The following is a 24,771-nucleotide window of genomic DNA, read 5'->3' as shown; positions in this document are numbered from 1 at the left end:
ATAAGCCTCCTGGCTGCGGTGGAGCTCGGTCGAGGCAGGACAGTATCAGACCTCGTATACACATCGGACCACTGATCAGAATCAAAATTCACCCTTGACTCAGTCCGAGCCGGACACCTAACGTCCTCTGTCATGAGTTCGAACCCTGATATTAACTGGACCTCTCACCCCCGCACCACGCTCGCCGTCGTGTGCCTGGCCGGCGGACTGCTGCCGGCCTCCCTCACCGGGGCGTCCGTCGCCCTGCCGGACATCGCCGGCGACCTGGGCGCGGGCCTCGGCCCGCTCCAGTGGGTGGTCAACGGCTACAACCTGGCCTTCGCCAGCTTCATGCTCGCCTGCGGCGCCCTCGCCGACCTGGTCGGCCGCCGCCGGATGCTGGCCTTCGGCATGACCCTGTTCGGCCTCTGCTCCCTGGTCAGCGGCCTCAGCGGGAACATCTACCTCCTCGACGGCGCCCGGCTGCTGGCCGGACTGGCCGCCGCGGCGGTCCTGACCGCGGGCAGCGCCGTACTCGCCTCCACCTTCTCCGGCCCCGCCCAGGCGAAGGCGTTCGGCGTCCTCGGCTCCTCCTTCGGCGTCGGCCTCGCCCTCGGCCCGTCCACCTCCGGCGTGCTGGTCTCGGCGGTCGGCTGGCGGTCCGTCTTCCTGGTGCACGCGGCGATCGCCCTGGCCCTGCTGCCCGCCCTGCCCAGGCTCGCCGAGTCCCGCGACCCCGGCGCCCGGGGCGTCGACTGGGGCGGCACCGTCACCTTCACCAGCGCCCTCGCCCTGGTCACCCTCGCCATGGTCGAGGGCCCGCAGCAGGGCTGGACCAGCGCCGCCACCCTGGGCCTGCTGGCCGGCTCCGCGCTGCTGCTGGCGCTCTTCGTGGTCGTCGAACTGCGCCAGGAGCGGCCCATGTTCGACCTCGCGCTGTTCACCCGGGGCCGCTTCACCGCGATCTGCGTGGTGCCCGTGGCGCTCGCCTTCGGCTTCGTCTGCCTGCTGGTCTTCCTGCCCTCCTACCTGATGGGCGCGGGCCGATTCAGCAGTTCGGCGGCGGGCGGCGTGATGCTGCTGCTCACCGCCCCCGTGCTGGTCTTCCCGATGGTCGCCGGGCACCTCGCCCGCACCGTGCCCGTCCGCACCCTGCTCGCCGGCAGCCTGCTGCTGGTCGGCGGCGGCGCCGCCTGGCTGACCACCGTCCACCCGGGCATCGGCGTGGCCGGGCTCGTCGGCCCGTTCCTGGTGATCGGCACCGGCGTCGGCATCTCCTTCGGCCTGCTGGACGGCGCGGCGATCGGCTCCGTCCCGCCGGAGCGCGCCGGCATGGCGGCGGGCATGTTCAACACCATGCGCCTGGCGGGCGAGGCCGTCGCGATCGCCGGGATGGGATCCGTCCTGGTCAGCCTGGTCGGCTCCAAGGTGTCCGACGGCCTGGCCGCGTACGGCAGCACGTACACCGGCGACCCGGACGGCCTGGCCGCCAAGGTCGCCCAGGGCAACCTGGCCGGCCCGGAGTCGGGCGTCGCCGCCGCCGGCCGGGAGGCGTTCCACACCTTCCTCGCGGACGGGTACACGGACGCGCTGCGCACCGTGCTCTGGGTCCTGGCGGCGGTGGCCGCGCTCACCGCGCCGCTGATCGCGCTGATGCTGCGCGACCGCGAGCCGGCGGCGACGCCCACCCAGATGCCCGCAGCCGAGCCCGCATCCGAGCCCTCGCCCGTCACCGCCGGCCGCTGACACGCCGCCCGCACGCCTGGCCGCCCATCAGCCCACTGATGTATGTTAAGGCCCGAACAATCAGACTCGGGGGCCGGGGAGGCGATCACCTTGACCGAACACAGCACCGACCAGCCCGACTTCCACGACCGCCTGGGCCACGCCATCAAGCGGGCCGAACAGGCGCTGATCGCCGAGAAGTCCCGCGCGCTGCGCACCGTGGACCTCACCGTCCCGCAGTACGTCGCCCTGCTCGTCCTGCAGCAGTCCTCCGGGATGTCCGGGGCGCAGCTCGCCCGGGAGTGCATGGTCACGCCGCAGACCATGACGACGATCCTGACCAACCTGGAGAACAAGGGCCTCATCAGCCGCGAGACCTCCAGCCTCCACCAGAAGGTGCTGGTCACCAGGCTCACCCGCTCCGGCCGGGCGCTGGCCAGGAAGGCCGACGCCCTGGCCCGGGGCGTGGAGCAGCGGCTGGCCGACGCCCTCTCGGCGGCCGAGCAGGCCCAGCTGCGGGACCTGCTGGAGCGCTCGGCGGAGGCACTGCGCCGTACCGACTGACCTGGTGCCGCGTCAGGCACCAGGCCCCTTTTCCGAAGGATCAGCGATGACCGACACCCCCGCCTCGCCCGCCACCGGCTCCGTCCTGGTCCTGGTGGACCTCCAGCAGTGGATCGTGGACCGCCCGGTCGCCCCGCTGCCGGGCGAGGCGGTGGTGCGTTCCGCCGTCCGGCTCAAGGACGCCTTCGCGGCCGCCGGCCGGCCGGTGGTCCTGGTCCGCCACGCGCGGCTGGACCGCAGCGACGGCGGCCCGGACTCGCACTTCAACCGTTTCGCCGCCGGACTGGAGGCCGGGCCGGGTGACGGCGTGGTCACCAAGTACGCGATCGACGCCTTCGCCGGTACGGACCTCGCCGAGCGCCTGGAGCGCCTGGGCGCCCAGGATGTGGTGGTGGCGGGCATCGCCACCGAGTGGGCGGTGAGCGAGACCGCCCGGACGGCCCGCCTGCTGGGCTACCCCGTCACCGTGGTGGAGGACGCCTGTTCCGCCCTCTCGGCCCCGGCGCACGCCGCCTCGCTGGCCTCGCTGCGGGAGTTCGGCGTCAGGATCGTCCCGGCCGACGCGTTCGGTGGCGGCGCGACAGATGTTGATTTTTAAACTAAGATGACGGGCGACCCGGCCCCACCTCCCCCAGGAGCGATCCCATGGCGCAGCTCGTCACCGACAACCCCGAGAAGTCCCGCTTCGAGATCCACGAGGACGGCGCCCTGGCCGGCTTCGCCGAGTACCACCGCTCCGGCGACGAGATCGCCTTCATCCACACCGAGGTCGACCCCGCCTTCGAGGGCCGGGGCTTCGCGAGCCAGCTGGCCCGCGCCGCGCTGGACGCGTCCCGCGAGCAGAAGCTCGCCGTCCTGCCGTACTGCCCCTACATCCGCGCGTGGATCAAGAAGCACCCGGAGTACACCGACCTGGTGCCCACCAGCCACCGCGCCCGCTTCGGCCTCTGATCCGTCCGAGACGTCCGAGACGCCTGAGACAACCGAGGGGCGTCCCGGGCATCCGGGGCCTCCGGGGCGTCCGAAGCACCCGTCGCCGACACGCACCGGCCGCATCGTGACAGCACTTATATAAGTCCTGTTACGATGCGGCCATGGCACAGGACGCCCCCTCCCCGCCCGACCCCACCCACGAGAGCCTCTGGCGCCCCCTGCGCCTCCTCCAGGCATCGATGGACGCCGACATCGGCCGCCTCTACGCCGAGGCCCGCACCGGCGGGACCGCCGGCCTCAAGGCCAGCTGGGTCATGGAGCTGCTGCGCCTGCACGCCGCCGGGCCGATGACCATCACCGAACTGGCCGAGTCCGTCGGCCGCACCCACTCCGCGCTCAGCCAGAAGGTCGCCGCGATGCGCGCCGCCGGCTGGGTGCGGACCGTCCCCGGGGACGACGCCCGCAGCAAGAAGGTCGCGCTCACCGACCGGGCCCGCTCCGTCGTCGGCCGCCTCGCCGCCGAGTGGCGGGCCACCGAGGCCGCCCTCGCCGAGCTCGAGGCCGAGATCCCGTACCCGCTCAGCCGGGTCGTCGCCGACATCGAGCAGGCGCTGGCCCGCCGCAGCTTCCACGACCGGATCGCCGAGAAGCTCGCCGAGGACCCGTCATGGGACTGAGCCGCAGCCTCCTCGACCTCTCCCCCTTACGGGTCTCACCCGCCTTCCGGCGGCTCTGGGCCGGGCAGGCGCTCTCCGGCCTCGGCACCCGGATGACCACCGTCGCCGTGATGGTCCAGGTGTGGGAGTCCACCCGCAGCACGGCGTGGACGGGCGCGGTGGGCCTGGCGAGCGCCCTGCCGATCGTCCTGCTCGGACTGTTCGCCGGCTCCCTCGTCGACCGGGTGGACCGGCGCCGGTTCTTCCTCCTCACCACCGCCGGCCAGGCGCTCTGCTCACTGCTGCTCGCCGGCCAGGCCCTCTTCGGCCGCCTGCCCGTCGCCGGGGTGCTGGCGCTGGTCGCCGCGCAGTCCTGCTTCGTCGCGGGCGGCGGCCCCGCCGCCCGCACCTTCCTCCCCCGCCTGCTGCCCGCCGACCGGCTCGCCGCCGGACTGGCCCTGCAGGGCTTCTCCTTCCAGGTCTCGATGCTCGCGGGCCCCGCTCTCGGCGGCCTGATCGCCGGCCGGTACGGCGTCGACGCCTGCTACCTGGTGGACGCCCTCACCTTCACCGCCGCCCTCTACGGCGCCTTCGGCCTGCCCGCCGTACCGAGCAGCGGTGACGTGGCGGCGCGCCCGGGCCTGCGGGGCGTCGCGGACGGCCTGGCCTTCCTCCTGCGCACCCCCGTGGTGCGCGGCGCCCTGGTCACCGACCTCGCCGTGACCGTGCTCTCCATGCCGATAAGCCTCTTCCCGCTGATCAACGCCGAGCGCTTCGGCGACGACCCCCGCACCCTCGGGCTCTTCCTCAGCGCCCTGGCGGTCGGCGGCCTGGTCGCCTCCCTGCTCTCCGGCGCCTTCACCCGCCTCCCCCGCCCCGGCGTGGTGATGCTCACCGCCTCCGCCACCTGGGGCACGGCCCTCGCCCTCGCGGGCCTGGCGCCCGGCCGCTGGCCGGTGCTCGGCTTCCTCGCCCTGGCCGGCGCCGCCGACACCGTCGCCGTGGTCTCCCGCAGCACGATCGTCCAACTCCACACCCCCGCCGAGCTGTTGGGCCGCGTCAGCGCGGCCGAGCAGATCGTCGGCCAGGCCGGCCCCGACCTCGGCAACCTGCGCGGGGGCCTGGTCGCGGACGCCACCTCCGGCGCCACCGCCCTCGTCAGCGGAGGGCTGCTCTGCCTCGCCGCCGTCACCCTGGTCGCCACGACCACCCCGGCCCTGCGGCCCGCCGCTCAGCCCCTGCGCCCGGCCCGGGAGTAGCGGCCCGGCGTGACACCGAGGACGCGCTTGAAGTGCCGGGTCAGGTGCGACTGGTCGTAGAACCCGGCCTCGGCCGCGACCTCCCCCGCCGGCCGTCCGCCCAGCAGCAGCCCGCGCGCGAGGTCCACCCGCCGCGCCATCACGTACCGGTGCGGCGCGATCCCGTACGCGGCGCTGAACACCCGTACCAGGTGGGCGGGGTGGGCGTGCAGCAGTCCGGACGCCTCCTCCAGGGTGAGGGCCCCCGGCAGCCGCGCGTCCAGCAGGTCCCGCAGGTCCGCGGCGAGACCGCGCCCGGCGAGATCGTGCCCGGCGGGGCCCGCTTCCCGCACCAGCCCCGGCCGCAGGCGCTCGCGCAGCCGCTCGCCGACGAACGCCAGCCGGCTCTCCGCCTCCAGCTCGTTCCCCGGCTCGGCCAGCGCGGCGTGCAACTGCCCGACCCTGCGGCGCAGCAGGGGGTCCGCGAAGTCCGGGCCGTCCACCGCCGGGCCGATGAAACGCGCGTCCAGCTGCGTCATGTCGAGGTAGAGCACCCGCTTGCGGAAGCCCTGCGCGGTCGCGGGCGAGCCGTTGTGGGGCACCTGCGGCGGCAGCAGGCTGACCGTCCCGCCGGGGGTGCCGCGCTCGTGCCGGTCCAGGTCGTAGCGCACCGCGCCGTCATCGACGATCAGCACCGTCCAGGCGTCGTGGACGTGCATCGGGTACCGGTGCTCGGTGAAGCGGGCGTGGAGCACCTCGACGACGCCCGGGACGGCCGGGCGCCAGGCGGAGACCTCCTGACGCGGCACCATGCGAAGAACGTACAAGACCGCGCCACCGGCCGTGCCGCAGTCTCACCCCATGAGCACGATGAGCACCATGAGCACCGCGACGAGCACCATGAGCACTGCGACGAGCACCGAGCCCGTCCGCTTCGACACCAAGATCGCCGTCCTGCTGCGCGAGGACCTCGAGCCCTGGCAGCGGCTGAACGTCACCGCCTTCCTGGTCAGCGGCCTGGGCACCGCCCTGCCCGAACTGATCGGCGAGCCCTACCTCGACGCCGACGGCACCCTCTACCACCCGATGTTCCGCCAGCCCGTCCTCGTCCTCGAGGGCGCCGCCGAGACCCTCGCCGCCGCCCACCGGCGCGCCCTGACCCGCTCGCTGCGCACCGCCGTCTTCACCGCCGACCTCTTCACCACCAACAACGACCGCGACAACCGCGCCGCCGTCCGGGCCGTCCCCACCGACGCCCTCGACCTCGTCGGCCTCGCCCTCCACGGCCCCCGCAACGCCGTCGACAAGGCCCTCAAGGGCGCCCGTATGCACCCCTGACCGGCACCCGCGCGGTCACCGTCCGCACCCGACCCCGCCCGGATGAGCGATTTGAAAAGTTCTTCACATTCTTAGATGCTTGCGTGCTGCCCGCCGCCCGAACCTTCCCGACCGGCGGCCGACCGTAACGACGCAGGAGCCCCGATGAGCGACACCCTTCCTCCGTGCCCGCAGTGCCAGGGCGAGTACACCTACGAGATGGACGCCCTGATGGTGTGCCCGTCCTGCGGCCACGAGTGGGCGCCCACCGAGGGTGGCTCCGCGGCCGGTGCGGGCGAGAAGGTCGTCAAGGACGCGGTCGGCAACGTGCTGAACGACGGCGACAGCGTGACCGTGATCAAGGCGCTCAAGGTCAAGGGCAGCACCTCGGGCATCAAGGCGGGCACCAAGGTGCGCAACATCCGCCTGATCGACGGCGTCGACGGCCACGACATCGACTGCCGCGTCGAGGGCTTCGGCGCGATGCAGCTCAAGTCGAGCGTGGTCAAGAAGGCTTGACCGCTTGACCGCTTGACCGCTTGACCGCCTGAGCGCCTGAGCGCCTGAGCGCCCTGAAACGTATCGCCCGCCGGGGCGGCACAACTTCCTGCTCGAACTGCCGGGAGTTCCCTCGGTGTTCAACCGGCCGCTCCTGTCCGCTCCCCGGCCAGGCCCTACCTTCCGTGATGGACTGCGAGAAGGGGCCATGAGCGATACACAACCAGCCGTACGGGCACGTGGATTGACGAAGTGCTTCGGCGACGTCATCGCACTCGACGACATCGAACTCACCCTCGCGCCCGGCCGGATCCACGGACTGGCCGGGCCGAACGGTGCCGGGAAGACGACCCTGCTCGGGCTGCTGCTCGGGCTGGCCGTCGCCGACGGGGGCGAGCTGGAGGTCATGGGCAGACCGGTCGGCCGGGGCTCGGAGGCGCCGGACGGCGTGGCCGGGTTCGTGGACGGCCCCGGGCTCTACCCGTCGCTGACCGCCCGCCGCAACCTCGCCGCCCTGGCGGCGCTGCGCGGGCAGGACGGCGCCGGCCGCCGCATCGACGAGGCGCTCGCCCAGGTCGGCCTCACCGACGTCGCCGACGACCGCGTCCGCGGCTTCTCCCTCGGCATGCGCCAGCGCCTCGGCCTGGCCGCCGCCCTGCTCACCGACCCCCGGCTACTGATCCTCGACGAGCCGTCCAACGGCCTGGACCCGGCGGGCAAGCGCCATGTGCACACCGCACTCCAGCGCCTCGCCGCCGACGGCGTGACCGTCGTCCTGTCCAGCCACCGCATGGACGACCTCGAGGCCCTCTGCGACGAGGTCACCATCCTCGCCACCGGCCGGGTCCGCTTCTCCGGCCCGCTCGGCAAGCTCGCCACCGACAGCCACCGCCTCGCCCACCGCCTGCTCACCTCCGACCCGCGGGCCGCCCGCCGGGTGGCCGCCGGGACCTCCGGGGTCACCGTCCTCGAGGAGTCGGGAGCCTGGCGCGGCGCGGAAGCCCTGGTGGTGCGCGCCACCGCGCCCGCCGTCGAGGAACTGGTGCGGGCCCTGGTGCGCGCGGACGTCCGGGTGCGCGAGGTCGCTCCCGTCACCTCCCCGCTGGAGGCCGCCTACCTCGCCCTGACCGACCAGCAGCAGGAGGGCGGGCGATGACCGCCGTAGCGACTGTCCCCACGGCCCGGCCGCAGCGCGTCCCCACCCCCCGGGTCTACCGCTTCGAGCTGGTCAAGCTCGTCTCCCAGTGGCGCGCGCGCCTGCTGATGCTCGCCTGCTGGACGGCCCCCGGCCTGTTCACCGCCGCCGTCGCCCAGCAGGACGTCCTGCCCTCCGACACCCTGTTCGGCCGCTGGATGCACGCGACCGGCTGGGCGGGCCCGCTGGTCGTCCTCGGGTTCGCGGGCTCCTGGGCCCTGCCCCTGCTGACCTCCGTGGTCGCGGGCGACGTGTTCGCCGCCGAGGACCGACTCGGCACCTGGCGGCACCTGCTGGTGACGGTCCGTTCGCCGCGCCGGATCTTCGTGGCGAAGGCGCTGGCCAGCGCCACCGTGCTCGTCCTGCTGGTCATGGGCCTGGCGCTCTCCAGCACCGCCGGCGGCCTGGCGGCGGTCGGCGACGAGCCGCTGGTCGGCGTGGACGGCCACCTGCTCGCCTCCTCCGACGCCGCGAGCGCCGTGTTCCTCTCCTGGGCCTGCGCGCTGGCGCCGACCCTGGCCCTGGCGGCTCTCGGTCTGCTGGGCTCCGTCCTCCTCGGGCGCTCCCCGATGGGCCTGCTCGTCCCCGCCCTGTCGGCGGTGGCGATGCAGCTCGCGCAGATGCTGCCGCTGCCCGTCCCGCTGCGGCTCGCCCTGCCCGGGTACGCCTTCGTCTCCTGGAACGGCCTGTTCGCCGATCCGGCCAGGCTGGACGAACTGCTGATCTCCGTCGCGGTGAGCCTGGTCTGGGCCGCGGTGGCGACCGCCGCCGCCTACCTGATCTTCCTGCGCCGGGACTTCACCAACGGAGCCGAGGACGGCGTCGGCCGGCGCACCCTCACCCTCGGGGTCCTGCCACTGGCCGGCCTGCTGGCCCTGACCACCGCCGCGGTCGCCGTCGCCGCGCCCCTGGAGGACGGCGGCGGAAACGGCGTCACCCAGGCGAAGGTGCAGCACGACGTCTCCACCGTCTTCGCCCACCTCTACCGTCTCCAGACCGAGCAGCTGCACCGCCCGGCCGTCACCGAGGCGGACCTGAAGGTCTCCACGGCCTGCGACCGCGGCGACGGCCAGGTCGAGCCCGAGGGGCCCGGCAACGACTGGCGCTGCACCGTCACCTGGCACCTGCCCGGCGCCCCCGCGCCCGGGACGGCCGTCTACCAGCTCAACATCACCTCCGACGGCCGGGTGACGGCCGACGGCGACGGCCCCAAGGAAGTGAACGGCTACTTCCTGGTCCACACCCCGACCGGCGACGCCCCCAACCCGCTGTGGCAGTTCGACGCCCAGATCGAGCTGCTCGCCACGTCCTGAACGTACTCGCCACGTCCTGAACGTACTCACCGCCTCCTGAACGTACTCCCCGCACCGTCCCGCTTCCCCCCTCCACGCAGAAGGAATGACGCCATGCAGGTCACGCGCCGTCGTGTCCAGAAGGAGTCCCACGCCCTCTTCGGACGGCGAATCGGCCGCCGCGCCACGCTCGCCACCGCGTGCATCACCGCGGTGTGCGTCGCGACGGGCACCGCCTTCGCCGCCACCGGCCAGTTCGGCACCGACCAGGTCGGCCAGGTCTACGAGAACGGTCTGCTCGTCTCCGGCGACCAGTACCTCGCCCCCTACGGCGACCGGCTGGTCATCAACTCCGGCAAGATCATGGCCTCCCGGGTCAGCCCGGACGGCACCCACCTCGCCGCCTCCGTCGCGGACGGCGACGCCTCGCTGGTGATCGTGGACCTGAAGACCAACAAGGTGCAGCAGCGCGCCGGCACCAACAAGGTCGACGAGCTGCGCATCAAGAGCAAGTCCGTCGGCCAGGCGGCCCCCGTCTACTCCCCCGACGGCAAGCAGCTGTGGCTCGGCCAGCTCGACGGCTACACCCGCTTCACCGTCACCGCGGACGGCACCCTCGCCGACCCCGTGGAGGTGAAGATCGCGGCCGACGGCGACAAGCACGCCCTGGCCTCCGGAGCGGTCTTCTCCGCCGACAGCAAGACGGTGTACGCGGCGGTCAACGGCCAGAACCGCGTGGTCGCCATCGACGCCGCCACCGGCGAGATCAAGCGCAGCTGGGCCGTGGGCAACGCCCCGCGCGAGCTCGCCCAGGTCGGCAACAAGCTCTACGTCGGCAACGAGGGCGGCCGCACCCCCGAGGCCGGCGACGACACCCTCAACTCCTACGGCACCCAGGTCCCGGCCGACCTCGACACCGGCGCCGCCGTCAGCGGCACCGTCAGCGTGATCGAGCTGGAGGACCAGAACGCCCCCGTCGAGTCCATCGACGTCGGCCTGCACCCGACCGCCCTGTACGGGAAGAACGGCGTCCTGTTCGTCGCGGACACCGGCTCCGACCAGGTGTCGGTCATCGACTCCAAGCACGACAAGGTCGTGCAGCGCATCTCCACCAAGCCGTGGCCCGAGGCGTCCGTCGGCTACGAGCCCACCGCGATCACCCTCACCGACGACGGCCGGCTCCTCGTCACCCTCGGCCGCGCCAACGCCGTGGCCGTCTACCGCTTCAAGAGCGCGCAGGAGCCCGTCAGCTACGTGGGCCTGCTGCCCACCGACTACTTCCCGGCCGAGATCGCCACCGTCGGCAACCGGGTCCTGGTCTCCAACACCCGCGGCATCGACGCCCGCCGGCCCAACTCCACCGGCGCGCACAACACCCACGACACCACCTCCAGCCTGACCTGGTTCACCCTGCCGAGCGACAAGGAGATCCGCTCGCAGACCGACAAGGTCTTCCGGCAGAACGGCTGGACCAACGGCTCGGTCAAGACCGCCAACGGGAACGGCGGCGAGAACGGCAATGGCCGTCGCGCGAAGGCCGTCCCGGTGCCGGAGCGCATCGGCGACCCGTCGACGATCAAGCACGTCTTCCTGATCGTCAAGGAGAACCGCACCTTCGACCAGCTCTTCGGCGACCTCGGCAAGGGCAACGGCGACCCGAAGCTCGCCCAGTTCGGCGAGGCCGTCACGCCCAACCAGCACGCGCTGGCCCGGCAGTTCGGCGTCTACGACAACACGTACGACATAGGCACCAACTCCGCCGAGGGCCACAACTGGCTGATGCAGGCGGACAACCCGGAGTACACCGAGTCCTCGGCCGGCGAGTACGAGCGCAGCTACGACACCGAGGACGACGCCCTGGGCCACCAGCGCAGCGGCTTCCTCTGGACCGGGGTGCAGGCCGCCGGCAAGGACGTGCGCGACTTCGGCGAGTTCCACAAGTCCGTCACCAAGCCGGCCGGCGCCACCTGGCAGAACCTGTACTGCGACGCCAAGACCATGGACGCGACCGGGAAGCCCACCACCTACCCGCTCAACTCCTCCTCGCCGATCCCCTCGCTCAACAGCGTCTCGGTGCCCGGCTACCCGCTGTTCGACCTCGACGTGCCGGACATGTACCGCTACCAGATCTGGAAGCAGGACTTCGAGCAGAACGGCCCCGCCGCGCTCAACATGCTCTGGCTCTCCAGCGACCACACCGGCGGCCCCGCCAGCCCGGCCGCCTCCGTGGCCGACAACGACCTGGCCACCGGCAAGATCATCGACGAGATCTCGCACAGCGAGTACTGGAAGGACTCCGCGATCTTCGTGGTCGAGGACGACTCCCAGGCGGGCCTGGACCACGTGGACGGCCACCGCGCGCCGATCCAGGTCGTCAGCCCGTGGGCGCAGCACGGCGCCGTGGACAGCCGCTACTACTCGCAGATCACGATGATCCGCACCATCGAGCAGATCCTCGGCGTCCACCCGATGAACCAGAAGGACAGCGCGGCCACCCCGATGGCCACGGCCTTCACGGACAAGCCGGACTTCACCCCGTTCAACGCCGTCCCCAACCGGACCTCGCTGACGGACGGCCTCAAGACCCAGCCCTCCTGCGGCCCGGACGTGCCCGCCCCGGCCGCTGCCCCGACCAACCGGGCTGCCGCTGCCCCGGCGCCGGCGCCCACCACCGTCGCCCCGCCGGCCTCCCAGCAGGGCGTCGCGGCGCAGTGGGAGCAGTGGAAGAACGACCAGCACCTCACCGGCCCGAACGCCAAGCCGGACCGCGCCAACCCGGCGCAGATGAACCACCTGACCTGGTACCAGACCCACAACTGGACGCAGCCCTACCCGGGCGAGTCCGGCATCCTCGCCCCGAACGACGTCCCGGGCGCCTACATCCCGTCGGCGGAGAACGACGGCTGACGCGAACCCCCTGGGCCCGGGTGCGCACACGCGCGCCCGGGCCCGGCGCCGTCTACGCCGTCCGGTGCTCGGCCCAGATCGCGTCCACGGTGGCGGCCCGCTCCTGCCAGGTGTCCCGCACGAGCGCGGCGACGGCGGGGCCGTTGTGGTCGAGGAAGCCGACACCTGCCGGGTGCGGGGTGAGCGGCAGGTCCTCCCACCAGACCCAGTGCGCACCCCACGTCGTCGACACGAAACGCTTCTTCAGCACCGGCCACACGTCCGGATCGGTGCAGTAGATCCCGTGGAACGGCCGGAGGTTCGGCTCGTCGAAGTCGGGCCCGGGGTTCTTCTCCGAGGTCCGCCGCCGCACGCCGAACCCGAACCCGAGCCTCGGCCCACCATCGTCCAGCCACTGCGGCCGACAGAGCAGGACGGCGGTCTCCGGGTGGAGACGCTCCCCCACCGCCTCGTAGTCGACCGAGACCGCACCGACCCCCTCCCCCAGTTCGGCGGCCAGCCCCTCGAACTCCGTCAGCACCCGTCCGGCCAGCTGCCGCAGCAGCCGCCTCGTCGCCTCCTGCGCCGCGAGCAGCGCGGCGCTGTGCGTCATCCAGAGCCGGGCGTCGTCATCGTCGTCCGTGCTGATGCCCACCGTGTTCTCCAGGTCACTGAGGTAGTCGTCCGCGTGCCGGCGCCCCGGCGCCGTCGTCCCGGCCGCTTCGAGCAGCCGGGCCAGGTGCCCGGCGAGGTCCCGCAGGGAGACGGGCCGGAACCTCCCGTCCCCCGCCGGGCGACCGGTGGGCGTGAGGTAGACGAAGACGGGCTCGTACAGGTCCGCGAAGTCGTCGCCCTGATGGGTCGTCTGCTCGTCGCCCTCCGGCGCGTCCACCTTCAGCTCGACGACGACCGTGCCGCCCGGCCACACGACGATCAGATCCGGTCGGCTCTTCGCCCCCCGCACCTGCCGGTGCACCCGGGCCCGTACGAGCCGGGGGTCGTCCGCGAGTTCGGGCCTGCCCGCCAGCGCGAGCAGGGCGCCCAGCAGCCCCGCGCCCAGTCCGTGCACCTGCCTCGGGTCCAGCAGGAACGCCAGGTACCGCTCGTGGCTGTCCTCGTGGCGCCGCCGCCCCAGCACCTCCAGCGGGCTCGGCCCGCCCCCGCCCCGCCGCGAACGCGGCAGTGCGAGCACCGCCTCCGCTGTCCCACCCTCGCCATCCATCCCCCCAGTATCCAAAAATCAATGTCCTGGTGAGGAAGATCGTTTGATACGGTCTGCAACGCCCAGTGCTCTGGGCTCGCGGCCTGAACTTACGGCCGACGGGGGATCATGAATTGAGGAGAACCTCAAGTGAAGAAGTCTTCAAGCCGGGTGGCGCTCCGCGCCGGAACACTGGCCGCGGCCGCCACGGTCACAGCGGCGATGGCGCTGGTGGGCGCCTCGCCGGCGAGCGCCACGTACTGGACGTACCTGTCCAACAACGCGAGCGGCAAGTGCCTGGAGGTTCCCAACGGCAATGGCAACGACGGCGCGCCGGTCGACCAGTGGGACTGCTGGGGGGGGCGCCAACCAGAAGTGGCACGTCTACCCGACGAGTGACTCGTACTACACGCTCGTGAACGACCAGTCCGGGGACTGCCTGGACGTTCCCTTCAGCAGCAAGTCCCAGGGAACCAGGTTGCAGCAGTGGTCGTGCAACGGCGGTGACAACCAGAAGTGGGTCATCTCGGGGATGGATCCCGCCACGGGTCTGCGAACCATCACGAACAAGAACAGCTGGCTGGTGATCGACGACCCGAACGGCAGTGGCGCCAACGGTACTCAGATGGTCCAGTGGCCGTACAACTACGGGAACAACCAGCTCTGGAAGCAGATCCTCTGACGATCCCGCACTGACGGAGGGGCTGTCCCGGCCGGGGACGGCCCCTCCTTCGCCGTGTGTCGCGCGCGACGGCCCGCCGGTGTCCTCACACTCCTGGCGCCGGGCGGGTGCGGGGAGCAGCATCGAAGGGCCCTCCTCCGAAAGGTGGTTCCGGATGCCGCAGCCCAGCACCCACGCCCAGACCGCACGCGACCTGCTCACCCTGGTCGGCGGCCCCGGCAACGTCACCTCCGTCGCCCACTGCATCAGCCGCCTGCGCCTCGGCCTCGCCGACCCGGGCCTCCTAGAGGTGCCGCGCATCGCCGAACACCCCGCCGTCCTGGGCGTGGTGCAGGGCGACACCTTTCAGATCATCCTGGGCCCGGCGGCAGTCGGGCCGGTGGCTGATGCCTTCGAGGAACTGGTCCGGGAGGCCGGACCGACCGCGCGGGGGCAGGCTCTTCGGGAGGCCAACCGCCGCCGCAACGCCACCCCCGCCAAACTCCTCCTGCGCCGGATCGCCGAGGTCTTCGTCCCCCTCATCCCCGCCCTGATCGCCTGCGGTGTCATCGCGGGCCTCGGCGGGCTCCTCAACTCCCTCTACCTGTCCACCCATTGGCAGGCCCTGAGCGGAGTCGTCCCCGTCACCACCGCCCTCTCCCAGGGCTTCATGTCCCTCATCGCCGTCTTCGCGGGCTACAACGCCGCCAAAGTATTCGGCGGTACGGCCGTCCTGGGCGGCGCGGTGGCCGGGATCGTGGTGTACCCGGGCGTCGTCAACGTCACCCACACCCTCTTCGGCCACCTCAAGCCCGGCCAGGGCGGCGTCCTCGGTGCTCTCGGCGCGGCGGTGCTCTGCGCGGCCGTCGAACGCTGGGCGCGGCGGCACGTGCCCGAGGCCCTGCAGATGCTGCTGGTGCCCACCCTCGCCGTCGCCGTATCCGGCCTGGCCGCCCTGATGGTGCTGATGCCGCTGGCAGGGGTCGTCGCGGACGGCATCGGCCACGGCGCCACCTGGCTGCTCGCACGCGCGGGCGTGGGCGCGGGCATCGTCCTCGCCGGAACCTTCGCCTCCCTCGTCATGCTTGGCCTGCACCAAGCCCTCATCCCCATCCACGCCACCCTCATCGGCCAGCAGGGCTTCAGCGTGCTCTACCCGATCCTCGCCATGGCCGGCGGCGGCCAAGCCGGGGCCGCCGTGGCCGTCTACCTCCGCGCCCGCAACAACCCCTCCCTCCGCCGAGTGATCCGCTCCGCCCTGCCCACCTGCGTCCTCGGCGTAGCCGAACCCGTCATCTACGGCGTCACCCTCCCCCTCGTCCGCCCCTTCATCACCGCCGGAATCGGCGCAGCCATCGGCGGAAGCCTCGTCGGCCTCTGCGCCCAACTCGGCCTGACCACCGGCTCCACCGCCATCGGCCCCTCCGGCCTCGTCCTGCTCCCCCTCCTCAACGGCAGCCACGGCATCGGCCCAGCCGTCCTCATCTACACCACCGGCTGGCTGGCCTCAGCCCTGTCCTCCTGCGCCCTCACCTACGCCTTCGGCTTCACCCCGTCCATGCTCGCCGACCTCAACTCGCCAGAGCGGGACCACGGGCCGTCGCAGCCTCCCCTCTAACGTCAAGTCCGTTACTCAACAAGGCAATCCCTTCTCCAACCTTCGCCCTGCGCCCCTTGCCCGGCTCATGACAGTTCGGCGATCCTGGCTGCCGCCCCTCCACGGCCCCCACAGCCCGGAGCGGCCTGAGAGACGCCTGCCCGTCCCCCACGAAGGAGCAAGCATGCGCACGTTCCTCATACGCGTCGCCACCCTCGCGGCAGCGGCCACCACCCTCGTGGCCCCCACCGCACCGACCGCTGCGGCGGCCGCGCAGGGGCTGTCGTTCCGCCCGCTGCAGTACAACACCAACGGCTACAACTGGGGCGGCTACGTCGCCACGGGCAGTGGCTTCACCTCGGTCTCGGCGACGTGGACCGAGCCTCGCGCGACCTGCAACTCCACCAACGACCTCTACGCCCCGTGGGTCGGCATCGACGGGTACGGCTCCTCCACCGTGGAGCAGACCGGGGTGGCGACCGACTGCTCCAGCGGCAGCCCGGTGAACCAGGCGTGGTACGAGATGTACCCGGCGAACCCGGTCTACCTGAGCTCCAGCACCTACCCGGTGTCCGTCGGCGACGTCATCACCGCATCGGTGACCTACGCGGGAAGCAGCCGGTACACCCTCAAGCTGACCGACTCCTCGCGCGGCTGGAGCTTCAGCACCACCAAGTCCCTCTCCGCGCAGCGGGTCAGCGGTGAGGTCATCATCGAGTCGCCGACCGGGTCCTACCCCAACTTCGGGACCCTGAGCTTCACCTCGGCCACCGTCAACGGCAAGTCCCTCGGCTCCTTCGGCCCGGTCGCCCTCGACCCCAGCGCGAACGGCACCTACGAGGCCCGCACCAGCGCACTCGGCTCCAGCGGCACCAGCTTCACCGAAACGTACCTGCACCAGTAACCCCCCTCCCCCGCCGGGGCGGCCCCCCGCCGCCCCGGCACCCCAGCCCCTGCGGCACCTCCCAGAGCCGGCGGAGGCCGACACCACCGCCGGGCCCGTCGGCGACGAAGTGATCTGTCACGGGGACTTCGGCTCATGGAACACCGTGTGGCGCGGCGCCCGGCCAGTGGGGATCATCGACGGGGATCACGCGCGTCCGGCGCCACGGCTGCACGATGTCGCGTACGCACTCCAGTACACGGTGCCGTTCCGCGACGATGCCATGTGCCTGCGGTGGCTGCGCTACCCGCAGCCACCCGACCGCCGCCACCGCCTTGAGGTGTTCGCCGCCGCCTGCGCCCTGGCACCTTCTTGCCCGCGTCGTAGCCCCGAGAGGATGACGGGCCCGTGGCAGCGGCCCGCACCGACTGCGAGTCGACGACGGCAGCGGTCGGCTCCGCATCACGGCCGACGTCCTCACGGACCAGGCCCCGCAACCGGTTGTGCGGCTCGGCCAGCAGCCCCTGCGCGCCCCAGCGTCACGCGAACGCGTAGACACGGGACCGCAAGGTTGCCACACAGTGCCTCGTGACCAGGTCGTTCGAACTTCGACAATCCCGAACTGGACAGGACGCCCCGCCTTCATGCACGTCGGAGTCGGAAATCACGTGGCCAATTCACCGCACTCGAACGGGCGCCCAACAGGATCGGTACGACAACGGCTTCTCACCGCCCATCAGCCCGTACCGCCCAGGCAGGCACCGCCCGCCGGAAGGAATATCATGGAACTGGCTGCGCTGACGTCGACGCGCCAGATTCTCAAACCATCGCGACCAGCGGATTCCGTCGCCGGGCAACCGGACAGGCGGGCGCTCCCGCATGGATCCCGTCCCCGACGGACGGGAAACAGCGAAGGAGAGCGAGATGCCACAACAGACTGATTGGCGCTTCTGCGGACAGTGCCACGAACTGTTCTTCGACGGCTACCCCGACAAGGGCCGGTGCCCCAGTGGCGGCGGCCACGCTGCGGCCGGTTACAACTTCAGCCTTCCGCACGACCAAGGGGCTACGCCGACAACCCAGCCGGACTGGCGCTTCTGCGGCAAGTGCCAGGCGATGTTCTTCGACGGCTACCCGGACAAGGGCAGCTGTCCGGGCGGTGGCGGCCACGCAGCCGCGGGTTTCAACTTCGCGCTCCCCCACGACGTGCCCGCAGGGGCGTTCACCCAGGATGCCTGGCGCTTCTGCGGCAAGTGCCAGGCGATGTTCTTCGACGGCTACCCGGACAAGGGCAGCTGTCCGGGCGGTGGCGGCCATGCTGCCGCAGGCTATGACTTCGTCCTCCCGCGTCTACCTGCCCCGGGCGAGGGGGTCCCCATCGATGACGGTACCGAACTCAACCCGGTCGACGGATGACACCTGGTTCGGCTTGGAACCTCGCTCCGTCGTGCGGCTGACCTGCGGCCTCATCCGCAAGCCGGCCCGGCAACTGGCCGTGCTCGGCTGTCATGACGTGCCAGGAGATCACCGTCGCCCTCGGGCCGGAGCCGGTTTCGGCCAGCGTGGAGGACGTGCGGTCGAAGATGAATCGGCTCGCGCACTGTGGCTGGGCCGCCGAGCCGGCTCCCGGTCGGTTCACGCTTGCCGACGGGCTGGCCGCCGGCTCATGAGCATCGTCGTCGACCACAGCACCATCTGCCCGTGGACGGCGGGCAGCGTCTCGTAGTCGCGCGAGTGCTCACGCTCCTCGCCGCTGGCCGGGCCAGAGATCCATGTAGACAGCGTCCATGAACTCGACCTGTTTCCTCAGCAGTTCGGGGGCTTGCCCACCGCTTCGCCGTGGGCAGCTTCCGCCAGGGACAAAACCGCTGGTCCAAGACTCCCCCAAGATCCCGTGCCCGCAGTCTCTCAGCAGTCCCCTGCCCCATCCAGAGGCCCCGAAGTCCGGGCACGCTTGCGACTCCAGGCGGATCTTGCGGGCAGTTACGGGACAGCCCTGGCGTCGTCACGTGGCACAAGTGATGCCGCCCTCTGCCACAGGGGGGTGGTGGCAGAGGGCGGCTGCTCCAGGATGCCCACAATCCCTGGAGCGACCGGCGAGGGGAGCAGGAGCCTCGCCGGGTCCCGTGCGCGGCATCACGCCAACGAGTCACGCGAACGGGGTTGGGTCCCGCCGCCGCAGAGGATGAGTATGTGTGCTGCGGTGGTGGGAGTTTGGATCAGGCCGTCGGGGAATCGGGCACCCTTGATCGCGCACAGGGCACCGAGTGGGCCAACACCGCGAAGGCCAGGGCGAGCACGGTTGATGCGTGCAGTCCGGCGAGGAGGAGCACGGCGGAGGTCAGAGCGTCACGCCCTGGAACACCCGCATCGGCACTTCGGCCACGAGACGGTACTTCCGGTGGTCGAGGTGGGCGCCGGTGTGTTGTCCGGCCCAATCGCCGTATGCCTCGGCACTGTTCAGGCTGCCCGAGGACTCGTTGCAGGCTGCGCCGGGTTCGGCCTCGGAGATGCAGACGAGGACGTACTCGGCCGGCTCGTCCGGCGTGGGGTCCACCGAGATGGCCCACTCGCTCGCGCCGTTCACGTGCTGACCTCGCCGTCCCCGGCGCTGACGAAGCCGGACAGCCTGTCCGGCACGATGTGCACCACCACTCCAGGCCCGCCCGGCAGTTCCCTGAGCTTGCCGGCGTCGACGTCGCGTTCGACGCCGCCGCCCGGCGGACGGATGTAGGCGCGCCCGCCGATCGTTTCCATGTGGACGACGTGTTCGCCGGTCGTCTCGTCCCTGACCAACTCGCCGATCTGGGGCCGATAGTGCTTCGGCTTGGCCAAGGATGCGGGGGTACATTTGCGCGGCACAGCAGACTCCTCTCCGTAGCGGTTTCGCTACCGGGGAGACACACTTTCCTCTACGCTCAAAGCGCCTTCAACCTTGCGAACCGGAAAGAAATGGGGCCGCGTGAACATCAAGCCGCTCACGCCGGACAGCTCACCACAAGCGTCCTTTGGTGCCCAACTACGGACGCAGCGACAAGCGTTGAAGATGTCGCAAGATCAGCTGGCGACACGAACCGGCTATTCACCGGGACATATCTCATCCGTAGAAACTGGCAGAAAGCCGCCAACCCTGCGCTTTGCGCGGCAGGTTGATCGGACGTTCGAGACGGGAAGCAAGTTCGCAAACCTGTTCATGGACGTAAGGACAAGCTCGTTGTTGCAGGGCTTCGGCAAGTACCTTGCAGAGGAAGCGAAGTCCCTGGAGCTCAGGATGTTCGAAATCGGGATCATCCCCGGCCTACTTCAGACACCGGAGTACGCCACAGCGCTGACAACGGCAGCGGTGAACCGAGGAAGCATCACGGAGGACCAGGCGGCGGAACGACTCCGAGTTCTAGCCGAACGCCAGAAGTTGCTCGCCCGGCAGCCCGCGCCGCAGCTGTATGCGATCCTCGACGAGAGCTGCATCCGCCGCACTGTCGGCGGCCGTAAGATCATGGCAGCTCAACTCGACCGCCTGGTTGAGATAGCCGCGCTTCCTCACATGACCTTGCAGATCGCCCCGTTCTCCATGGGCGAGGCACGAAGTCTGAACCTTCCGGTCTACCTGCCCGTGCTACCCGACCGCTCCGTAGCTGCCTACTCGGAGGCTGCCCAGCAAGGCTGGTTCGAGCGTGATCCCGCCGAGGTACAGCCCTTGCTCACGGCCTACCATCATCTACAGGTAGAGGCGCTACCGCAGGCCCCATCTGTGGCGCTGATCGGCAAGGTGCGAGAGGAAATCCAGTGACCGAACCCGCATGGTTCAAGTCCAGCTACAGCGACAACGGCGGCGCATGCGTCGAGGTAGCGGCCAATCTCACCAACGCCGTCCCCGTTCGGGACTCCAAGGACCCTGAGGGCCCTGCCCTCTTCTTCCCTACCGGCTCCTGGCAGTCGTTCGTCGCCGCCGTCCAGGCCGGCGAGTTCGGCGACGCCTGAGCGCTCGAAATCGCCGGGTCCGCCCAGCGGCGATGTGCCCGAGTGGGTGGCGCAGGAAGTCGACGTCGTCGACTTCCTGTGCCACGGTGCCCTTTCGGAGCGGCGTGCCTGGCCCAGTGCTCTCTACTGATACTTCACCCTGCTCCATCAGCGCCGTGTGCCGCCTTGGACCGGCGGCACACGGCGTGCCCGGGGGTGGGGGGTGGACGGTGGGACAACTCCCAACACAGCTGATGATGCGCGGGTTTCACCCGTACCGCTTCACCCCCTCGCCGGACCGTGCCCCAGGGAGAAGGCCAGCAGCGCCAGCTGAGTGCGGTTGACCGCCCCGGTCTTGCCACGGATGCGCCGCAGGTAGGTGTCGACGGTGTGCGGGCTCAGGTTCATCCGGCGGGCGATGGCCTGGTACGTGGCGCCGTCGGCGAGGTGCTCGAGGACCTGGTGCTCACGCTCGGTCAGGGCTGGGGCAGCGGCGGCAAAATCGGTCTGAGGCATGACGACTCCCTGCGGGATCGGGACGGCGGTCCGGGCGGGAAACGGGCTCAGCCGCCCCAGGAGGTGTCCGTCGTCCCGATCGGACGCCCGCTGCCGGCCGTCCGGTCGAGCTCGACGGCGGCCCCCGGCGGGTGGGGGAAGCGGTGCTGACCGCCGCAGATGTCGGTGGTCGCGTTCGGCGGGCAGACCCAGCCGCCCCAGGAGGTGTCCGCCACCGTGCTGCGACCCGCGTCCTGCGCGGAAGCGGAGGCCGACGCGGAGACGGCGGCCCCGCCCGCGAGCAGCCCGGCGAGGACCAGACCTGCGATGATCGAGCGCTTCATGTGCGTCCTCCTGGGAACCGGGCCGAAACCTCCGACCCTCTTTTCACGTGGATCTCCGGTGCTGTGCACCAGTTTGCTCATGATCACGTAGGGCTCACCAGGGGCATCCGACCTCACCAACGTGTCCGGCAGGAAAGGGAGTGGGGGAGAAAGATGGACAACCTCACCGAAAACCTCACGAGTGCGCGCCCGTCGGTCGACCCCGTCGACCGGCAGGTGTACGCCTGGGTGCTGGGCCACCGGCGCACCGCCGTCAAGGAGTTCGCCCACGACCTGAACCTCCCCGTCGACCGCGCCCGGGCCTCGCTGGAACGGCTGGTGGCACTGCGCCTCGTCTTCCTGGACCCGGACGACCCGGACGCGGGCTATGCCGTCGCCCCCGAACTCGCCGTCACCGAACTGGCCGCCCCGGTGGAGGCCCGGATCCGGGCCGAACAGGAGCAACTCGCCCGCACCCGCGCCCTGCTGGCCGACTTCGCTCCCGTCTACCAGAACAGCTGCGGAGCGGGCTGCTCCGGCACCGGCGTCCAGGTCATCGCCAGCCTGCCCGAGGTCCGCTCCGCCCTCAACCGCGCCTCCGACGACTGCACCCTCGAAGTGCTGGCCAGCCAGCCCGGCGGCGGCAGCCGGGTGCCCTCGGCCATGGAGGAGGCGCTGGTGCGCGACCGCGCCCTCCTCGGCCGGGGCGTCAGGATGCGCACCCTCTACCACCACACCGCCCGGTTCAACGGCCCCAGCCAGGCGTACGTGGCGGCCGCCTCCCGCCTCGGCGGCCAGTACCGCACCGCCCACCAGCTCTTCGGCCGGCTCATCGTCTTCGACCGCGAACTGGCCTTCGTCCCCGTGCAGGACGGCTCCTCGGGCGCGGTCGCGATCCGCGAGCCCTCGCTGGTGGCGTACCTGTGCGAGCTCTTCGAGCACACCTGGGCCGAGGCCCGCCCGTTCGCCGACGCGGCCGACGACGGGCTGGAACAGGTCGCCCAGGAGCTCGACGAGACGATCCTCGAACTGCTCGCCGCCGGGATCAAGGACGAGACCATCGCCCGACGACTCGGCATGTCCCTGCGCACCACGCGCCGGCACATCGCCGACATCATGCAGCAGCTGAACGCCGAGAGCCGCTTCCAGGCGGGCGTGGCGGCCGTACGCGCCGGGCTGCTCCCGGAGGAGCGATCGGCGGACGAGTGACCGGCGGACGAGTGACCGGCGGACGAGTGACCGGAAATACGTGACTGGCAGGCCCCCCGACACGCGCCCACCATGACTCCCACAGACACGACCCGGGAGACGTGAGGAGGGCACCCGATGCAGTGGGGCGAAGCCGGTGAACAGCCGGGCGACGGTCACTACCTGCGCGAGATCGCTGGCTTCCTCGCCGAGCGCCGCCGCGTCCAGCGGCCCGCCGTGCTCTGGCCGCAGAGCGAACCGCCTGGCCTGCGGGGGGACTTCGACGCCCATCTGAGCCTGCTGCGCCGCGAGCTGGCCGTCCTGCTGGAACAGGTGGTGGCCGCCGGGCCGCCGGGCCCCGGCACCGCCACTACCACCGGTGAAGGCACTGCCGGCAAAGGCACTACCGGCGAGCGCTCTACCGGTGAGGGCACCCTCCTCCTCCAGGGAGCCGGGGCGGTCGGCATCGCTCTCCGGCTACCCCACCGCCCCGGCCAGGACCGCCGGATCCGCCTGCGCACCGGCGAGTTGCTCTACCTGCCACCGGACGCCCAGTACACCGTCACCGGCACGGCCGACGCCCGCTACGGCGTGCTCTCCGTCCCCTCCCAGCGCTGACCACGGGAACGAGAGGAACAGCGGGAACGCGATGACCACGACGCCCACCACCGCCTACGACCGGATCGCCGACACCCGGCCCCGCCTGCGCCGCGACGTCCTCTTCACCGAGACGGCGGACGGCGTCCTGTTCCACAACGCGAGGAGCGGCTTCACCCTCACCGGCCCCTCCGCCCACCACTTCGCCACCCTCACCACCCCCCACCTGGACGGCGCCACCACCGTCGCCGACCTCACCCGGGACCTCCGCCCCGCCCAACGCGTCATGCTGGTACGGCTGGTGAGGAACCTGTACGAGCGCGGCCTCGCCCAGGACGCCGCGCCCGCCGACGCCCCCGAGGCCGACGCCCCGATCGCCTCCCCCGACCACGACGCCGACTGCTTCCAGCACTTCCGCACCACCCCGGTGGCCGTCCTCGGTGACGACCCGCTCGCCCGCTCCTGCGCCCTGGGCCTCATCCGCAGCGGCTGCGCCGACCTCGCCGTCACCGACGGCCCCGGTATCGCCGAACTCATCGCCGAGGCACGTGAGTTGACCGAGGCCGGCTGCCCCGTGACCGTCACCGGGCTGAGCGCCGCCACCGAACCCGGCTGGCCCGAACTCGAGCGCTACCCCACCGTGGTGGCCGCCGGCACCACCAGGATCGCCCGCCTCCTGGCCGAGGGCGTCCCCGAGGGCCAAACCCTCCTCCCCGCCTGGGACTTCGGCCGCAGCGCCACGATCGGCCCACTGGCCGCACCCGGCGCCGACTGCTGCTGGGGCTGCGCCGTCAACGCCCCCCGGGCGTCCGAACCCGCGCCGTGGACCGGGCCGATGGCGGCCATGCTGGGCAACCGCCTCGGCTTCGACCTTCCCCACCACCCCGTCGCCCGCACGGCCCGTCCGGCCGTCCTCACCCCCCTCCCCGACGACCACGCCGCCCAGAGCCCGCTCAAGGTCGGCACCGTCGCCGTCGACCTCGGGGACGGCCGGCGCCGCCTGATCTCCGCCTTCGACCTCCACCACACCGCCGCCGCCCGACAGCGCGCACTGCTGCGGGCCGCCGAGGTGTACGCCGCCCGGGCCGTCCCCGTCACCCCGGCCCCCTCGGACGCCCCCTGGCCCACCGTCGCCCCGGCCCGCCTCTCCACCGGCAGCGACGTCCCCACCGAGGCCGTCACCGCCTGGGCCCCGGCCATCTCCCTCCTCGACGGCCGCACCCACCGCGTCCCCGTCGCCGCCCTGCGCCCCTTCGGCCCGTACAACCGCGAACACCTCTTCGAGCCCACCCCCGCCGGCCTCGGCGCCGGCTCCACCCACACCGAAGCCGTCCGCCGGGGGCTCCTCACCGCCCTCGCCCACGACGAACTGCGCAAAGCCCTCCGCCACACCACCCCCGTCACCCGGATCACCCCCGAGGAGTTCACCGACGACACCGAACTGACCGCCCTCGCCCACGCCGCCGAGCACCTCGGCATCACCCCCGAACTCCTCGAACTCGGCACCCCCGCCCTCCGCCCCGCCCCCGTCGTCCTCGCCCGCCACCCCGACCCCCTCACCGGCACCTGGCGCTGGTCCGCAG

The 24,771-nt window shown here is 71.7% G+C and carries 27 protein-coding genes and 1 pseudogene; 22 read left to right on the top strand and 6 right to left on the bottom strand.

Features of this window, described 5'->3' with window-relative positions; genetic code table 11:
* The first annotated feature begins 132 nt into the window (after window positions 1–132).
* From IH61_RS0105515 to IH61_RS0105490, 6 genes and pseudogenes are all read left to right on the top strand, one after another.
* Window positions 133–1,725: an MFS transporter gene (locus IH61_RS0105515; RefSeq protein ID WP_031065765.1), complete on the top strand. Its 1,593-nt coding sequence runs from the start codon at window positions 133–135 to the stop codon at window positions 1,723–1,725.
* A 90-nt stretch (window positions 1,726–1,815) separates the two neighbouring features.
* Window positions 1,816–2,268: a MarR family winged helix-turn-helix transcriptional regulator gene (locus IH61_RS0105510; RefSeq protein WP_234327043.1), complete on the top strand. Its 453-nt coding sequence runs from the start codon at window positions 1,816–1,818 to the stop codon at window positions 2,266–2,268.
* 46 nt (window positions 2,269–2,314) lie between these two features.
* Entirely contained in the window at window positions 2,315–2,866 is a 552-nt protein-coding gene (locus IH61_RS0105505; protein ID WP_051836314.1) for a cysteine hydrolase family protein, read from the top strand.
* Window positions 2,867–2,907: 41 nt separating this feature from the next.
* Window positions 2,908–3,219: pseudogene (locus IH61_RS0105500) on the top strand (GNAT family N-acetyltransferase); the annotation flags it as partial.
* A 143-nt stretch (window positions 3,220–3,362) separates the two neighbouring features.
* Window positions 3,363–3,878, top strand: coding sequence for a MarR family winged helix-turn-helix transcriptional regulator (locus IH61_RS0105495; protein WP_031065752.1), 516 nt, complete (start codon window positions 3,363–3,365; stop codon window positions 3,876–3,878).
* Window positions 3,869–5,116 carry an MFS transporter gene (locus IH61_RS0105490; RefSeq protein WP_031065750.1) on the top strand — a complete coding sequence of 416 codons (1,248 nt, stop codon included), beginning with the start codon at window positions 3,869–3,871 and terminating at the stop codon, window positions 5,114–5,116. The genes IH61_RS0105495 and IH61_RS0105490 overlap by 10 nt, the downstream gene beginning before the upstream one ends.
* Here the strand turns inward: IH61_RS0105490 and IH61_RS0105485 are convergent.
* Window positions 5,089–5,907: a helix-turn-helix transcriptional regulator gene (locus IH61_RS0105485; protein WP_031065748.1), complete on the bottom strand. Its 819-nt coding sequence runs from the start codon at window positions 5,905–5,907 to the stop codon at window positions 5,089–5,091. The genes IH61_RS0105490 and IH61_RS0105485 overlap by 28 nt on opposite strands.
* Window positions 5,908–5,965: 58 nt before the next feature.
* Between IH61_RS0105485 and IH61_RS0105480 the strand changes: the two genes are divergently transcribed.
* From IH61_RS0105480 to IH61_RS0105460, 5 genes are all read left to right on the top strand, one after another.
* A complete protein-coding gene (locus tag IH61_RS0105480) occupies window positions 5,966–6,433 on the top strand; it encodes a DUF2000 domain-containing protein (RefSeq protein ID WP_051836312.1) in 468 nt (155 codons plus the stop codon).
* Between the two features lie 144 nt (window positions 6,434–6,577).
* Window positions 6,578–6,931: a zinc ribbon domain-containing protein YjdM gene (locus tag IH61_RS0105475; RefSeq protein ID WP_031065744.1), complete on the top strand. Its 354-nt coding sequence runs from the start codon at window positions 6,578–6,580 to the stop codon at window positions 6,929–6,931.
* Between the two features lie 187 nt (window positions 6,932–7,118).
* Window positions 7,119–8,066 carry an ABC transporter ATP-binding protein gene (locus IH61_RS0105470; RefSeq protein ID WP_031065741.1) on the top strand — a complete coding sequence of 316 codons (948 nt, stop codon included), beginning with the start codon at window positions 7,119–7,121 and terminating at the stop codon, window positions 8,064–8,066.
* Window positions 8,063–9,418 (top strand): ABC transporter permease, encoded by a 1,356-nt coding sequence (locus tag IH61_RS0105465; RefSeq protein WP_031065739.1) that lies wholly within the window; start codon window positions 8,063–8,065, stop codon window positions 9,416–9,418. Before IH61_RS0105470 ends, IH61_RS0105465 begins: the two co-directional genes overlap by 4 nt.
* A gap of 93 nt (window positions 9,419–9,511) precedes the next feature.
* Entirely contained in the window at window positions 9,512–12,304 is a 2,793-nt protein-coding gene (locus IH61_RS0105460) for an alkaline phosphatase family protein (protein ID WP_031065736.1), read from the top strand.
* Window positions 12,305–12,356: 52 nt separating this feature from the next.
* Here IH61_RS0105460 and IH61_RS42550 read toward each other — a convergent pair whose 3' ends face one another.
* The gene (locus IH61_RS42550) at window positions 12,357–13,505 is read right to left on the bottom strand and encodes a PD-(D/E)XK nuclease family protein (RefSeq protein ID WP_078910857.1); all 1,149 of its coding nucleotides are present in this window, start codon (window positions 13,503–13,505) and stop codon (window positions 12,357–12,359) included.
* Window positions 13,506–13,634: 129 nt separating this feature from the next.
* Here IH61_RS42550 and IH61_RS45620 point away from each other — a divergent pair, with 129 nt between their 5' ends.
* The 6 genes from IH61_RS45620 to IH61_RS0105430 all read left to right on the top strand — a co-directional run bounded on the left by IH61_RS45620 (window position 13,635) and on the right by IH61_RS0105430 (window position 18,041).
* The gene (locus IH61_RS45620; protein ID WP_107057049.1) at window positions 13,635–13,883 is read left to right on the top strand and encodes an RICIN domain-containing protein; all 249 of its coding nucleotides are present in this window, start codon (window positions 13,635–13,637) and stop codon (window positions 13,881–13,883) included.
* A gap of 16 nt (window positions 13,884–13,899) precedes the next feature.
* The gene (locus IH61_RS0105445) at window positions 13,900–14,166 is read left to right on the top strand and encodes an RICIN domain-containing protein (protein WP_031065730.1); all 267 of its coding nucleotides are present in this window, start codon (window positions 13,900–13,902) and stop codon (window positions 14,164–14,166) included.
* Window positions 14,167–14,320: 154 nt separating this feature from the next.
* The gene (locus tag IH61_RS0105440; RefSeq protein ID WP_037971701.1) at window positions 14,321–15,763 is read left to right on the top strand and encodes a PTS transporter subunit EIIC; all 1,443 of its coding nucleotides are present in this window, start codon (window positions 14,321–14,323) and stop codon (window positions 15,761–15,763) included.
* A gap of 163 nt (window positions 15,764–15,926) precedes the next feature.
* Window positions 15,927–16,646 (top strand): G1 family glutamic endopeptidase, encoded by a 720-nt coding sequence (locus IH61_RS0105435; RefSeq protein WP_031065724.1) that lies wholly within the window; start codon window positions 15,927–15,929, stop codon window positions 16,644–16,646.
* 49 nt (window positions 16,647–16,695) lie between these two features.
* Window positions 16,696–17,217: a phosphotransferase gene (locus IH61_RS50175; protein ID WP_078910855.1), complete on the top strand. Its 522-nt coding sequence runs from the start codon at window positions 16,696–16,698 to the stop codon at window positions 17,215–17,217.
* Window positions 17,218–17,549: 332 nt separating this feature from the next.
* On the top strand, window positions 17,550–18,041 hold the full coding sequence (locus IH61_RS0105430; RefSeq protein WP_051836308.1) for a hypothetical protein: 492 nt from the start codon (window positions 17,550–17,552) through the stop codon (window positions 18,039–18,041).
* 925 nt (window positions 18,042–18,966) lie between these two features.
* On the opposite strand, the gene IH61_RS0105420 is transcribed toward IH61_RS0105430, so the two are convergent.
* Both IH61_RS0105420 and IH61_RS0105415 read right to left on the bottom strand, forming a co-directional pair.
* Window positions 18,967–19,212 carry a hypothetical protein gene (locus IH61_RS0105420; protein ID WP_031065718.1) on the bottom strand — a complete coding sequence of 82 codons (246 nt, stop codon included), beginning with the start codon at window positions 19,210–19,212 and terminating at the stop codon, window positions 18,967–18,969.
* Window positions 19,209–19,460, bottom strand: a complete 252-nt coding sequence (locus IH61_RS0105415) for a hypothetical protein (RefSeq protein ID WP_031065713.1) — start codon at window positions 19,458–19,460, stop codon at window positions 19,209–19,211. The genes IH61_RS0105420 and IH61_RS0105415 overlap by 4 nt, the downstream gene beginning before the upstream one ends.
* A 127-nt stretch (window positions 19,461–19,587) precedes the next feature.
* On the opposite strand from IH61_RS0105415, the gene IH61_RS0105410 reads away from it, so the two are divergent.
* Both IH61_RS0105410 and IH61_RS0105405 read left to right on the top strand, forming a co-directional pair.
* The gene (locus IH61_RS0105410) at window positions 19,588–20,415 is read left to right on the top strand and encodes a helix-turn-helix domain-containing protein (RefSeq protein WP_031065711.1); all 828 of its coding nucleotides are present in this window, start codon (window positions 19,588–19,590) and stop codon (window positions 20,413–20,415) included.
* Window positions 20,412–20,606, top strand: a complete 195-nt coding sequence (locus IH61_RS0105405; protein WP_031065710.1) for a DUF397 domain-containing protein — start codon at window positions 20,412–20,414, stop codon at window positions 20,604–20,606. Before IH61_RS0105410 ends, IH61_RS0105405 begins: the two co-directional genes overlap by 4 nt.
* Window positions 20,607–20,867: 261 nt before the next feature.
* Here IH61_RS0105405 and IH61_RS0105400 read toward each other — a convergent pair whose 3' ends face one another.
* Window positions 20,868–21,101 (bottom strand): response regulator transcription factor, encoded by a 234-nt coding sequence (locus IH61_RS0105400; RefSeq protein ID WP_031065709.1) that lies wholly within the window; start codon window positions 21,099–21,101, stop codon window positions 20,868–20,870.
* Window positions 21,102–21,148: 47 nt separating this feature from the next.
* Window positions 21,149–21,424 carry a hypothetical protein gene (locus tag IH61_RS0105395; protein ID WP_031065706.1) on the bottom strand — a complete coding sequence of 92 codons (276 nt, stop codon included), beginning with the start codon at window positions 21,422–21,424 and terminating at the stop codon, window positions 21,149–21,151.
* 153 nt (window positions 21,425–21,577) lie between these two features.
* On the opposite strand from IH61_RS0105395, the gene IH61_RS0105390 reads away from it, so the two are divergent.
* From IH61_RS0105390 to IH61_RS0105380, 3 genes are all read left to right on the top strand, one after another.
* Complete coding sequence (locus tag IH61_RS0105390; RefSeq protein ID WP_031065703.1) at window positions 21,578–22,612, top strand: helix-turn-helix domain-containing protein; 1,035 nt, start codon at window positions 21,578–21,580, stop codon at window positions 22,610–22,612.
* Between the two features lie 117 nt (window positions 22,613–22,729).
* Window positions 22,730–23,209 (top strand): hypothetical protein, encoded by a 480-nt coding sequence (locus IH61_RS0105385; protein WP_031065687.1) that lies wholly within the window; start codon window positions 22,730–22,732, stop codon window positions 23,207–23,209.
* A gap of 31 nt (window positions 23,210–23,240) precedes the next feature.
* On the top strand, window positions 23,241–24,771 hold a 1,531-nt coding region (locus tag IH61_RS0105380; protein ID WP_199823272.1), incomplete at its 3' end, for a YcaO-like family protein.

Origin of the sequence: Streptomyces sp. NRRL WC-3742, from assembly GCF_000720635.1 — a bacterium.
GTDB lineage: Bacteria > Actinomycetota > Actinomycetes > Streptomycetales > Streptomycetaceae > Kitasatospora.
This window is presented reverse-complemented; position numbering and strand designations above follow the sequence as displayed.

Coding starts and splice junctions, on each gene's coding strand:
- IH61_RS0105515 (WP_031065765.1), top strand. CDS start 133: ATGAGTTCGAACCCTGATATTAACTGGACCTCTCACCCCCGCACCACG.
- IH61_RS0105505 (WP_051836314.1), top strand. CDS start 2,315: ATGACCGACACCCCCGCCTCGCCCGCCACCGGCTCCGTCCTGGTCCTG.
- IH61_RS0105495 (WP_031065752.1), top strand. CDS start 3,363: ATGGCACAGGACGCCCCCTCCCCGCCCGACCCCACCCACGAGAGCCTC.
- IH61_RS0105490 (WP_031065750.1), top strand. CDS start 3,869: ATGGGACTGAGCCGCAGCCTCCTCGACCTCTCCCCCTTACGGGTCTCA.
- IH61_RS0105485 (WP_031065748.1), bottom strand. CDS start 5,907: ATGGTGCCGCGTCAGGAGGTCTCCGCCTGGCGCCCGGCCGTCCCGGGC.
- IH61_RS0105480 (WP_051836312.1), top strand. CDS start 5,966: ATGAGCACCATGAGCACCGCGACGAGCACCATGAGCACTGCGACGAGC.
- IH61_RS0105475 (WP_031065744.1), top strand. CDS start 6,578: ATGAGCGACACCCTTCCTCCGTGCCCGCAGTGCCAGGGCGAGTACACC.
- IH61_RS0105470 (WP_031065741.1), top strand. CDS start 7,119: ATGAGCGATACACAACCAGCCGTACGGGCACGTGGATTGACGAAGTGC.
- IH61_RS0105465 (WP_031065739.1), top strand. CDS start 8,063: ATGACCGCCGTAGCGACTGTCCCCACGGCCCGGCCGCAGCGCGTCCCC.
- IH61_RS0105460 (WP_031065736.1), top strand. CDS start 9,512: ATGCAGGTCACGCGCCGTCGTGTCCAGAAGGAGTCCCACGCCCTCTTC.
- IH61_RS42550 (WP_078910857.1), bottom strand. CDS start 13,505: ATGGATGGCGAGGGTGGGACAGCGGAGGCGGTGCTCGCACTGCCGCGT.
- IH61_RS0105440 (WP_037971701.1), top strand. CDS start 14,321: ATGCCGCAGCCCAGCACCCACGCCCAGACCGCACGCGACCTGCTCACC.
- IH61_RS0105435 (WP_031065724.1), top strand. CDS start 15,927: ATGCGCACGTTCCTCATACGCGTCGCCACCCTCGCGGCAGCGGCCACC.
- IH61_RS0105430 (WP_051836308.1), top strand. CDS start 17,550: ATGCCACAACAGACTGATTGGCGCTTCTGCGGACAGTGCCACGAACTG.
- IH61_RS0105400 (WP_031065709.1), bottom strand. CDS start 21,101: ATGCCTCAGACCGATTTTGCCGCCGCTGCCCCAGCCCTGACCGAGCGT.
- IH61_RS0105395 (WP_031065706.1), bottom strand. CDS start 21,424: ATGAAGCGCTCGATCATCGCAGGTCTGGTCCTCGCCGGGCTGCTCGCG.
- IH61_RS0105390 (WP_031065703.1), top strand. CDS start 21,578: ATGGACAACCTCACCGAAAACCTCACGAGTGCGCGCCCGTCGGTCGAC.
- IH61_RS0105385 (WP_031065687.1), top strand. CDS start 22,730: ATGCAGTGGGGCGAAGCCGGTGAACAGCCGGGCGACGGTCACTACCTG.